This is a genomic window from Rahnella sp. CG8 (assembly GCF_023701875.1).
Taxonomy (GTDB): domain Bacteria; phylum Pseudomonadota; class Gammaproteobacteria; order Enterobacterales; family Enterobacteriaceae; genus Rahnella; species Rahnella aceris.
On the sequence record NZ_JABAED010000002.1, the window covers coordinates 347,770 to 361,224 of the forward strand.

The following is a 13,455-nucleotide window of genomic DNA, read 5'->3' on the forward strand; positions in this document are numbered from 1 at the left end:
TAATTACGCCGATTTATATTTTTGGTACTGCTCCCTCCCCTGCAAAGAGGAGGGTTGGGTGGGCGCAGTCGTTTGCAAACCCCCTCCCCGCCTCCCCCTTCGCAGGGGGAGGCGCACTGCATCAACTTTGCTGAACGTGCAGACCGTGCTGCACCAGAACGTCTCCCAGCGTATTAGAGGCTTCTATTGAGGTATTGTGGTAAACGTCGAACGTCAGGCCATCCACCGTGCGTTGCCCGGTTTCGTTCCACGCACCGTCAGTGCCGATGTGCAGATTCACCAGACTGCCCTCGCCGCCTTTGATGATCACTTCATCGGTCGGGTTATCCTTCACGCTCAGCGCCTCATGCAGGTTCAGCGAGATACTGTTGGTGCCGGAATTGCCCAAATCGAAGATGTCGATATGCTCAACTTTCAGCCCGAGCAGGGTCAGATCCAGATGCTGATTGGTGCCCGCCAGCAGCAAGGTATCGACACCGGTACCGCCGTCGATCAGACCGAAGTCCAGCGTGTGAACTGCAATCACGTCATCGCCGGTGCCACCCAGTGCGACACCGTCCGTTGCCGTCAGATCGATAGTGACTCCGCCAATCGAGAAGGCAGTATCAGCATGCGCGGTGGTTTCTGATGTCGTGGTGGCAGTAGACTCCGTAGTCGCCAGCGACGAGACCAGTGTGCTGGTGGCGTGCGTGGTGTCTGTGGGTTCCGATGTAGAAGTGGTCGTAGAATCGGCTACCACACTGGCGGCCAGCGTATGCGTGTCGGTATCTTCGGCAGACAGAGAGGTCGCCATCAGCGTGGCGGTTTCTGGCGGTAATGATGAACCGACAGTCAGCCCGACATGGGCATCAAATCCGTTACCGGCGGCATCGACGGCTTTCAGTTCAACAATCGATCCCAGTAATGCCGACAGCAGGCCCACCAGTCCGTAGCTGCTCAGCAGCGCACTGCTGAATTTCACCGTCCACGAACCGTCTGCCTGCACGGTACCCGCCAGCGTATTCCCCAGCAGGGTTACGCTGACCAGACCGCCCTGCGCGATATTGCGGCTGGTGCCGCTCAGCGTCAGCCCCTGCCCCCCGAGGATATTGCTCACCAGACCGAGCGTCAGCCCGAGAACCGGATTCAGCGCCACCAGCGGCAGATCATGTGTCAGGACGTTCAGCAGGTTGGAAGACGTCGCGGTGTTACCCACACTGTCTCTCACCACCACGGAGACCTGTGTGGAACCGTCCGCCAGTCCTTGCAATTCAGCAGAGGTGAACGGCACGCTCCAGACGCCATTAGTGACAGTACCGGTGTGTGTAACGGTGCCCACCGTGACAGATACCGTGCCGTTGAGCAGATTAGATGTACCGGTAATATTGGTATTCGCACCGGCTTCTGCAGCATTGAGATACTGGTCTCCGCCAAACAAGGTATTGACCAGCAGCGTCGGCAAGGTATGGATCCCCACCGTTGCTGTAGCACTGCCGCTGACGGCGTTACCGGCGGCGTTGGTCACTGAGGCACCGACGTTCAGCGTACCGTCAAGCAAGCCCGCCAGAGTGAGCTGCGGAATCGCCACACTGAAGGTGCCGTCGGCTTTCACCAGCGCCGTCAGGGTATTTCCGCCCACGTTCAGGGTCACCGTTGAGCCCTGCGCGTTAGTCGTGGTACCGCTGATGGTTTGGGTCAGCAGCGCATCTGCCGCGTTCAGCAGACCATCGCCAAACAGCGGATTCAGCGTGATGGTTGGCAGTGACTGCGATACCACACTCAGCAGGCCGGTGACCGACGCCGCGTTACCGGATCCGTCCGTCAGGCTGGCGACCACCGACTGCGTGCCGTTGAGGATGGCGGTCAGATCGGTCACCGGCACGGTGACACTGAAGACACCGCCCGCACCGACCGTCGCCAGATAATTTTTGCCATTCAGGGAAACCTGCACCTGCGTGCCCTGCGCCACGTTGGTCGCGACACCGCTGATGGTTTGTCCGGTCAGCAGGTCAACCACATTCAGCACGCCATCGCCAAACAGCGGGTTAAGCACAATCGACGGCAGATTGTTAATACCGACATTCAGGCCCACGGTACTTGAGGTCGTGTTACCCACCGCATCGGTGACTGAGGCGACGAGGGTGAGGTTACCGTCAAGCAGGCCGGATAATTGCAGCGGCGTCAGCGACGCTGAGAATTTGCCGTCGCTGTCTACGGTAGCGGTCAGGTTAATCAGACCGCCGCCGACATTGATATTGACGATTTCCCCGACCTGGCCGTTGGTGACCGTACCGCTGATGGTTTGAGTCAGCAACGCTTCAGCGGCGTTAAGAATACCGTCAGCACCAAAGACCGGATCCAGCACAATTTTCGGTACCGCATTGATAATAGCGTTCAGCGTTCCGCTGGTAGTGGCGGTATTGCCTACACTGTCGGTCACAGAAACCCCGACCGTGAAGGTGCCATCCCCCAGCGCGTTCAGGTCACCCGGTTGCAGGGTGATGCTGAATGCACCGCTGGCATCGGTCGCCCCGAGGAAGGTTTTCCCGCCCAGCGTGACCTGTACCTGCGTACCCGTCGCCACACCGGTGACCGTACCGCCAATCACCTGGGTCGTCAGCGCGTCAGCCGCATTCAGCAAGCCGTCGCCCAGTACCGAGGTGAGGTTAATGACCGGTTGGACCAGATCCAGCACCGCGTTCGCCACAGCACTGCCGACGTTGCCTGCCGCATCCGCTACCGTCACGCTGACTGCTGCGGTCGTGCCACTCAGTAAGCCGAGAACAGACGGCGGAACGGTGACCAGGAAATGCCCGGTCGCATCCACTACGCCATTAATGGTTTGTGTACCGACCTGCACCGCAATGGCAGTACCCGCCGCCACATTAGAAACAGTGCCGCTGATGGTCTGATTCACCAGCAGATCGGCGATATTCAGCACGCCGTCGCCAAACACGGTGTCGAGCACCACCTGTGGCAGATTGTGGATCGCAATCCCCACCGGAATATTCGTTGCAGACGAGTTACCTGCCGGGTCAGTCAGGGTGATGCCCAGATTCAGGTTGCCATCCAGCAACGCGCCCAGATCACCCGGCTGGATCTGCAGATCCCAGGTACCCGCCGTCACGGTAGTGTTGTAGGTTTTACCGCCAAGCGTCACGGTCACCAGAGTGCCGTCAACCGCTGTCGCGACGCCGCCAATGGTTTGTGCCAGCAGAGATTCCGCCGCATTCAGCAGACCGTTACCACCAAACAGAGGATCCAGATCGCCCAGAACCGGAAGCGTTTTAATGACGTCCAGATTCAGCACAGACGCTTTCACATTCCCTGCCGCATCGGTGAGGTTCAGGTTGAGCACCTGCTGACCTTCACCCAGCGCACCGAGCAAGGCCGCCGGAATGTTCAGTGACCACGCACCGTTAGCCCCGACAATCGCCGAGAGCGGCGTGCCGTTGATAACCGTCGACACCACTGAACCCACGCCCGCACCAATCGCCGTTCCGCTGAGGGTTTGCGCTACCTGCGATTCCGCCAGATTGAGGAAACCATCTGTCAGCCCCAGCCCGCTGGTGACATTCAGATTAAGCAGTTTGTTAAAGAAGATATCCAGACCGGTGCTGACGCTGGTGGTGTTACCCGCCGCATCGGTCACGGAGGCCGCCAGTGTCAGGGTGCCATCGTTGAGTAAAATCAGTTGTTCAGGTGTCAGGTTGAGCGACCATGCCCCGCCCGGCTGGATAACCGCCGTACCGATTGATGCACCGCCCAGTGTGACGTTGACGGTCTGACCGTCCGCGCCGCTGGAGGTCCCGCCCACCAGTACGTTGAGCAGTGATTCCGCCAGATTGATGACGTTGTTACCGGCCACCGCATCAAGCGCCAGCAACGGCGCAGACGTATCGACGTTCACCGTATGCGGAACCGCCGTCCCCACGTTGCCTGCCGCGTCCGTCAGGGTGGCGGAGATCACGTTAGTTGCGCCAGTGCCTTGTGGCAATGCCTGCAAATCGGCCGCTGGCACGCTGACTGACCAGGTACCGCCTGTCTGCACGGTGCCGCTGTAAGTTTTGCCATTCAGCGTGACCGTAACCACCCGGCCCACCTCGCTGGTATCCGCCGTCCCTGAAATCAGTTGCGCGGATTTCGACTCGGTATTATTCAGAATATCGTCGCCGGTAAAGGCGCTGATAGTCAGGGTCGGTGCGGTGGTATCCACCAGCACGCTTTGTGTAGCATTGGTCAACGGAATGAGCGTTGATGCGGTCACCGTGGTGGTCGTGCCATTCACAAATTCAGTGGCAGAAACAGCCACAGACCAGTTTCCCGCAGTGACTGTCGCCAGATGCGGAACACCTCCCACGGTGATGTTGACCAATGTGCCATCCGGCACATTCACTGTTTTACCGGAAAGAGTAATGTTCGCCGGATTGCCATCCGCCACGTTAATGATGTTGTCACCGGTGACCGGATCAATGGTGATGGCGAATGTTGGCGGCGTCAGGTTGACCGTGATGGCCTGTGGCGCCAGCAGGTTTGCCGTGTTACCCGCCAGATCATTGACAGAAGCGGTGATGGTGTCCGCGCTGTTCAGCGTAGCCAGCTCAGCCGGTGTCAGCGTCACACTCCATGAGCCATCGCCCAGCACCGTTGCCTGATGGCTGATGCTGCCGACAGTGACCGTCACCTGCTGTCCCGCCTGTACATTCACCGTTGTACCGGTGATGGTTTGCGTGCTCTGGCTCTCGGCGTAGGTCAGATCAAAACCGGCACCGGCAAAGGACGTTACTGCTACGGCTGGCAGTTGGGTTACGGCAATGCCAACGTCAGCCGAGGCCGAACCGGTGTTGCCGCCGCCGTCCGTGACCGTCACGGAGATTTGCTGTGCGCCCTGCGGCAGATCGGCGATTTCGCCCGCCGTCACAGGCACCGTCCAGTTACCGTCCGCATCCACCGTGACACCCGGAAGAGGTATTCCGGCAATAGTGACCACCACGGTTTGCCCCGCCCCTGTAATCCCCGTCGTCCCGGTCAGGGTTAGCGGTGTGGCGGCTTCCGCAGCGCTCAGATAACCATCGCCAAACGGCGTGTTGATGGTGACATCCGGCGCGGTGAGATAGCTGGTGAATGGCAACGTCGCAGGCGTACTGTTGCCTGCGGCATCTGTCACGGTGACGTTAATGTCATGCGAACCACTGCCCAGAGAGTTCAGCACGCCTGCAGGCAGACTTACCGACCAGTCGCCGGTCAGCGGATCGACGGTCGCGTTATAGGTAATGCCATTCACATCAATGGTCAGTTTAACGTTCTGATTGTTGCCGGTGATGCCGGTATTACCGGTAATCACGTTCACATCAGCCGCTTCCGTGATATTCAGATTGCCGTCGCCAAATGGCGGGTCGATAACCGGCACAGGGGCAGACAGATAGGAGGTGAAGGCCAGTGTCGCATCAGTATGGTTACCCGCGCTGTCGGTGGCCGTGACGGTAATCAGATGTGACGCCGTCGCGGTGCCAAGGGAAGTGAGCTGCGCTGATGTCAGGTTAAGGCTCCAGTTGCCGGTGTCCGGGTCGACCGTTGCCGTAAACGGGCTGCCGGTCATGCCCGCGATCGCCACGCTGACGGTTTGCCCGGCTCCGGTTACGCCGGTGGTACCGGTAAGGGTTTGCCCGTTAACATCAATGGATTCGGCAATATTTAGCGTACCGTCACCAAACGGCAGATTGATTGCCGGTGCCGGGACGTTGTTGATTTGTACGTCAACCGACGTCGTCAGCGGCGAGATGTTACCCGCGCTGTCGGTCACGGTCACGACGACCGGCCAGGTGCCATCCTGCAAGCCCAGCAACTGCGCGGGTGTCAGAGTGACACTCCAGGTTCCGGCAGCAGAATCCACCACCACCGGCACCGCATTACCGTTAATCACGACGGTAACCGTCTGACCCGGCGAGGTGATACCGGTCGTCCCGGTAATGGTGCCACCCGCCGTCGCTTCATCCAGATTCAGCACACCATCACCGAACGGTGTATTGATTCCGGCCTGCGGCAGGATTTGCGTTACCGACGTGAAATCAAGGGTACCGGCTGCGCTGCTCGGGTTTCCTGCACTGTCGGTTGCCGTCACCGAAATAGTGTGTGTGTCATCTGTCAGCCCCTGCAAGACAGAAGCAGGGACGGTGGCGGTCCAGTTGCCATCCGCGCCGACGGTCGCGGTGACCGTCGTGCCATCTATCGTCACCGTCACGGTCTGGCCTGCGCCGGTAATGCCGGTGGTGCCGGTAATCAGCTGGGTTGCGCCCGCTTCAGCGGCATTCAGCACGCCATCGGTAAACGGCGTATTAATGGTTGGCACACCCGGTTGGGTCAGCACCACATTCAGACTGGCACTGGAAGACGCCGGGTTAAGCGCCGTATCCGTCGCGGAGACGCTGACCTGAACCGGCCCGTTGTCCAGCCCGCTAAGCAGACCCGGTGCCACGACGGCTGTCCAGCCTGTTCCGAGGCCGTTCACGGTACCGGTGATCGGATCCGCCAGCCCCGGAATAGTGACCAGCACCGTGGTGCCCGCAACCAGCCCGGTACTGGTACCGCTCAGGGTAAACCCTGCGGCGGCTTCAGCAATATTCAGCACGCCGTCGCCTGCAATAGCACCGACGGTCAGGGTTGGCAGCGAATGGGTTGCCAGCGTGAAACTGCCTGAAGCAGTCACAATGTTACCGGCCGCATCACTGACGCTCACGCCGAGGGTTTTGCTGCCATCGGTGGCGAGTGCCTGCACATCAACGCCCGGCAGGGTCAGCGACCAGACTCCCTGATCGTTGGCCGTGGTCAGGTAATCCTTACCATTGAAGGTCACTTTGACCGTCAGATTAGGATCCGTCGTCCCGCTCACCGGCACACCCAGCGCGGCTTCGGCCAGATTGATGATGCCGTCACCGCCGGTATCCACCACGACAGTCAGCAGCGGAGGAGTTGTATCAACCGTGACATCATGCGTGCTGGTTGCTACGTTTTGCGCCACATCATCCGCTGTTGCTGTGAAGGTATTGTTCCCGGCGGGCATCGCCTGAACCTGCGCCGCCGTCATCGGGAAGCTCCAGCTCCCGTCAGCCTGCACGGTAGCGGTATAGGTCGCCGTGTAGTTTTCGCCGGTAATGACCACGGTCACCGTACCGCCCACGGGCACATGCGTGGAGGTTCCGCTCACGATCATGCCCTGATTGTGTTCAGTGCTATTGATGTAATCATCGCCGGAAATGGCGTTGATGGTCAGGGTTGGCAGGTCGCCCGGCTGGGTGATAACAGTGGCGTTGTGCGATGCGGATGCCGGGTTACCCGCCACATCGCTGGCGGTCGCTGTAACGGTAACCGGTCCGTCAGACAAGGTGCCCAGATCAGCCAGCGGCACGGTTGCCGTCCAGTTGCCATTCGCACCGACGACGGCGTTGTAGTTTTTGCCGTTAAAGCTCACCACCACCGTCTGCCCGACTTCAAGATTGGTGGATGTCCCGGTGATCGGAATATCCGCGCCTTTCTCCGCCGCATTAATGTAATCATCGCCGGACACGGCTGTAATCGTCAGCGTCGGCAAATTAGCGACATTCGCATCCACACTGAAGGTCTGCGTGGCTGTCGTGCTGTTGCCTGCCGCATCGGTGATCGTGGCGGTCAGCGTATAAGTGGTATCCGTCAGCGACTGCACGACGGTACTTGGCAGCGTGAAGCTCCAGGTGCCATCGGGCTGCACGGTTGCCGTGTAGCTGACGTTGTTGAAACTCAGCACTACAGACACCGTACGTCCGGTATCGTCCAGACCGGCCGTACCGCTGATCACCACCGGTTGCAGGGACTCAGCCGCGTTGATGATGTTGTCGGTCGCCACGTCATTAATACTGAGAACCGGCGCCGTGCGATCAACCGTGATTTGCGAGCTGGTGGTGCCAGTGTTACCGGCGGCGTCCGTGACCGTCACGCTCAGCGGCAGACTGCCATTGTCCAGCGCCCCTAAATCAGCCGCCGGAATCGTGACACTCCAGGTGCCGTTCGGGTTCAGCGTCGCCGGATAGTCTTCACCGCCTAAGGAAACCACGACCGTCTGGCCGTCAGCCGTCGCACCAATGCTGCCGGTGATGGTTTGCGACTGGCCGGACTCGGTCAGGTTGAGATAGGTATCGCCAAACGGTGTATCAATGTCCGGCACAGGGACGTTATTGGTCGCGATCCCGATATTGACCGGTGGCAAAGTGGTGGTATTACCCGCTGCATCCGTCAGTGTGGTGGTCAGCGGATAGCTGCCATCCGCCAGACCGTTGAGGGTATTCGCCGGAATGGTGGTGCTCCAGCTACCGTCTGGTTGCACCTCTGCGGTATAGGTTTGTCCGTTAAAGGTCAGTGTCACTGACTGTCCTGCATCGGCCGGATCACTGGTCCCGCTGAGGGTGATCGGTGCGCCAGCTTCGGCAGCGTTAATCACATTGTCCGTCGCCACGTTATCCAGCGTCAGCGGAGGCGGTGTGAAGTCCACATTCACGGAACCCGGTAAGGTTGCGGTGTTACCCGCCGCGTCTGTCACATCAACAGTGATGGTCTTCGTGCCTTCACCGAGGCCCTGCAAATCCGCGGCAGGAATGGTCACGGTCCAGCTACCGTCAGTGGCAACCGTGCCGGTATAAGGGACGCCGTCAAGGGTAACCGTCACCGTCTGACCGTCGCCGGTCAGTCCGGTTTTACCGGTCAGTGTCTGATCGGTGGCGGCTTCCGCGCTGCTCAGCAAACCATCGCCAAACGGGGTGTTGAGCGTTGGCTCCGGCAATGTGGCGTAGATGCCCAAATCCTGGGTGGTGGTCACCGGCCCCTGATCCGTGGTGACAGTCGAGGCAATCACATGACTGGTGCCATCCGCCAGACTGGCAACGTCAGACGCCGGAACGTTAACTGTCCAGTTACCGTCAGCATCGGTCTGCGTGGTGTAGGTCACCGTACCCAGTTTAACGGTTACCGGCGTTCCTTCCGGCACGTTGGCGGTTTTACCGCTGATATCAAAACCCGCAGCCGCTTCCGTAGCGTCGATTTTGTTATCGCCGGTGATCGGATTGATGGTCACACCGCCCAGCGCGCTGTTAACGGTGAAGTCTTCGCTGTTGTTCGCCGGATTACCGGCTTTATCGGCGACAGAAACCTCAATGGTTGCCGCGCCATTTTGCAGGGTCTGCAAGGTGGCAGCCGGTACGCTGACGCTCCATGCACCGCTGGCCAGGACTGTAGCCTGATAATCAATGCCGCCGATGGTCACGGTGACGATTTGTCCGGCTTCCACATGGGTGGTCGTTCCGCTGACGGTTTGCGGGTTCATACGTTCCGCGCCGTCGAGGGTGCCGTCTCCGGCAAAGAGGTCAATGTCGATTGTCGGCAGCAATGCCGGATCCGCCGTCACAGTGACCGGTGCGGTTGCGGTGCCTGCGTTACCGGCGGCATCGGTCACCGTGGCGGTCAGGGTATAGGTGCCGTTCGCCACGTTTGCCAGCGCATCGGCCGGAATGTTGACTGTCCAGCCGCCGCCTGCTGCCACAGTGCCGGTATAAGTGTGTCCGCCAATGCTGATGGTGACGGTATCGCCCGCCTCACCCGCTCCTGCCGTGCCGCTGACCGGAATAATCGCCCCGGCTTCTGCGGCATTGATGGTGCCGTCGCCCGCGACCGGTGTGGTGATGGTGACTACTGGCGCGACGGTATCAATAGTTACCGGCGTACTGAGATTGCTGGTATTGCCTGCCGCATCCGTGACGGCCACCAGCACCGCCCCAGGTCCCTGAGGAAGGGTTTGCAAATCTCCGGCAGGGACGGTGGCGCTCCAGTTCCCGCTGGCATCCACCGTGGCGGTGTAATCTGTCCCGCCGACGGTGACGATGACAGTCTGTCCGTCGCCGCTGACCCCGGTGCTGCCGGTCAGTGTCTGGCCTGCTGCCGCTTCACTGGCATTGAGCTGCGTATCGCCAAACGGCGTGTTGAGTGTCGCGTCAGGGAGGGAATGGATGATCACACCGAAGTCACTGCTGCCGGACACCGGATTGCCTGCCGCATCAGTCGCGCTGACTTTCACGGTGTTAGTGCCGTCACTGAGCAGCGCCAGATCGGCTGCCGGGATCTGCGCACTCCAGGCACCGCCCGTGCCGACGGTTGCCGTATAAATTTTACCGTTCAGCGTGATGGTCACCACGCCATTTACCGGCACATTGCTGGAGGTGCCGCTGAGGGTAATTCCTGCGGCGGCTTCACCGGCATTGAGCTGGTTATCGCCCGCCACCGGATTCACCGCCAGCCCGCTGAGCAGGTTGTTGACGATCAGGGTTTCGCTGCCTGTCGCCACATTTCCCGCTTTATCCGCCACTGACACGCTAATTTGTGTGGTGCCGTTGGCGATGGTCGCCAGATCCGCCGCCGGAACGCTGACGCTCCAGCTTCCGCTTGGCTGTACCACTGCCGTATAAGAATGGCCATTCAGCAGGATCAGGACTGTCTGACCCGCTTCAACACGGGAGGTTGAACCGCTGAGCTGCTGCGCGGTTTGTTGTTCTGCTCCATCCAGCACATTATTACCCGCAAAGGTATTAACGGTGATGGTCGGGCCGTTCGCCGCATCGGCTGCAAGCTGCACGCCGGAGTTAACCGTTGTGCTGTTGCCCGCCGCATCGGACAACTGGACGCTCACCGGATAGCTGCCGTCTGCCACACCATTGAATGCGGTGGCTGGCACGGCAACATTCCACTGGCCGTTTGGCTGCACAATGCCGGTATAGGTTTCACCGTTGAGGGTGACGGTGACGGTGCGTCCGGCTTCCGAAATCGAGGCAGTTCCGGTGATCGTCACCCCCTCAGCCGCTTCAGAGGCGTTGATGTATCCGTCGCCGGAAACCGGGTTAACAGTCAGAAGCGGCGCGGTGAAATCAGCCGTAGCGTTACTGCTTAACGTGGCGGTATTGCCAGCGCCGTCAGTGGCAGTGACGGCAATCGCCACATTGCCCTGTGGCAGCGCCTGCAAATCTGCTGCCGGAACCTGAACTGACCAGTTGCCGTCTGCGGCCACAGTCGCGTTATAGGTTTTCCCGCCTAATGTGACGGTGACGGTTTGACCATCACCCGATTTTCCGGTGGTACCGCTGAGAGTCTGCCCGGCGGCGGCTTCAGTCGCATTGAGCAGACTATCGCCAAACGGGGTATTGAGAGTGGGAAGAGGATTGGTGTTATCAATACCGATATTAATACTGTTCGATAAAATTATTCCACCAGGCCCTTCGACAGTGGCAGAAATGCTGTTGAGATCTGGATTGCTTCCTTGAATGTCCTCGATCTCGCCCGTGCTTAACAGCATGAACCATCTGCCATTCGCCCCTACCGTGGCTGTTTTAAACAGCGAGCCGAATTGCACGGTGACTATGGCGTTTTCCGCTACCCCCAGAGTGGTACCACTGATTTCAATGCCGTTTGCAGTTTCCACTGCGTTGATGACGTTATCACCCGTTACCGGGTCAATCGCAATACCGTTCTGAGAGGTATCAACCTCGAAAGTATCAGTGCCGGTCGCCGGGTTACCGGCTTTATCAGACACGCTGACATTGAGGGTTTGGGTACCGTCGGTCAGCGTGACCATATCGGCCGCCGGAATAATCACACTCCAGTTGCCGCTGGTCTGAACCGTGGCTTCATAGGTATTGCCGTTGAACGTAATCGTGACGATCTGACCCGCTTCGACGCGGGTTGTGGAACCGCTCAGCACCTGTGCCGTCTGGACTTCCGCGCCGTCAACGGCGTCATCGCCGCCAAATGCATTCACTGAAATGCCCGGCTGAAGAGTGGAATCGGCAGCAACATGCAGCGGGCTGGTGCTGGTGGTGGTGTTGCCCGCAGCGTCGGTCAGGGTGGCGCTGATCGGGAAATCACCGTTCAGACCAGTCAGCGTGCCAGCCGGGATTTGTGTGCTCCATGCGCCGTCATCACCGACAACGGCGGTAAATGTCTGGCCGTCAATGGTGATGGTAACCGTTCTGCCTGCATCTGCTGCTGAGGCAGTACCTGACAAGGTCAGTGCACCTGCAGCTTCGGCCAGACTGATTTGGCCGTCGCCCGCCAGCGAATTGATAGCAAGGGTTGGGGCGACAGTATCGATGCTGACTGGCGTGGTAATGGTGTTGTGGTTGCCCGCCGGGTCCGTCACGGTGACCACGATATTATTGCTGCCCTGCGGCAGGTTACCGAGTACTGAAGGCGGAACCGTCACGGTGAAGATACCGTCTGGCGTAACCGTGCCGGTAATTTGCTGGCCACCAAGGGTGACAGTCACGGTCTGACCATCGCCGGTGAGACCCGTGTTCCCCGTCAATGTCTGGCTGGTGATGGATTCACTGCCATTGAGCGTATTGTCACCGCCGAAAGCCGGATCAAGCGTCGGCGGAACGCCATGGATAGCAACATTCAGATCTGTCGTCTGACTGATGGTATTGCCCTGACTATCGACCAGGCTGACGGTTACGGTCGTCGGGCCATCAGTCAGCGCCTGCAACCGGGCAGGAGAAAGACTCAGGTTCCAGCCCCCCTCCGCTGTTGTTGTGGTCTGATATGCCACGCCGCCGATTGTCACCGTGATCTGCGTGCCCGCAGGGACATTGGATGTGGTACCGGTGATCACCAGCGCGCTTTGCGCTTCACTGGCATTGAGCTGACCATCACCTGAGATCGGGTTGACCATCAAAATACCGGCGCTGTCGCTGATAACGAAACTTTCCGGCGTAGTGGTCGAGTTTCCTGCGGCATCGGTCAGTGACGCGGTCAGTGTATAATTGCCTTCAGCCAGCGCGGAAACCGTGCTGGCGGGTATTGTCACCGACCAGGTGCCATCAGCACCGACCGTCGTGTTGTATTGCGTGCCATTGAGGGTAACGACCAGTGTGCGCCCGGCTTCAGAGACAGAAGCTGTGCCGGTCACCGTCAGCGGTTGCTGATGCTCAACGGCGTCAAGAATGTTGTCACTGGCGACAGGATCGAGCGAGACCACCGGCGGGGTTTTATCCACGACAACGGTGATCCCCTGAGTAACCGATTTGCCATCAGTGCCGGTGACAGTGACGGACACCACGTAAGTACCATCTGCCAGATTTTGTAAATCTACCGTCGGCAGATTGATGTTCCATTTGCCGTCAGCGCCTACGGTACTGGTGTAGGTTTTACCGTTGATGGTCAGGGTAATGGTCTCGCCTGCGGCCACGTTACTTGCGGTGCCTGAAAAGATTTGTGCTAAACGCGATTCCGTGGCGTTAAGGGTGTTGTCACCGGCAAATGCGCCCAGCGATAACGTTGCGGTCTGGCCGGTGTTTCCGCCACCGGTGTTTCCGCCACCAGTATTCCCGCCACCGGTATTCCCACCGTCAGTGTTTCCGCCGCCGTCGCTGCCACCGTTATTACTGCTGCCGCCACCGCCACCACCAC

General features: G+C 59.5%; 2 protein-coding genes. Both read right to left on the reverse strand.

What is annotated here, in order from left to right; genetic code table 11:
- Positions 1-121 precede the first annotated feature (121 nt).
- Positions 122-13,315, reverse strand: coding sequence for an Ig-like domain-containing protein (locus HGO41_RS03470; RefSeq protein ID WP_250980766.1), 13,194 nt, complete (start codon positions 13,313-13,315; stop codon positions 122-124).
- Positions 13,264-13,455: hypothetical protein (locus HGO41_RS03475; RefSeq protein ID WP_250980767.1), on the reverse strand; the 192-nt coding region annotated here is incomplete at its 5' end. The genes HGO41_RS03475 and HGO41_RS03470, both read right to left, overlap by 52 nt.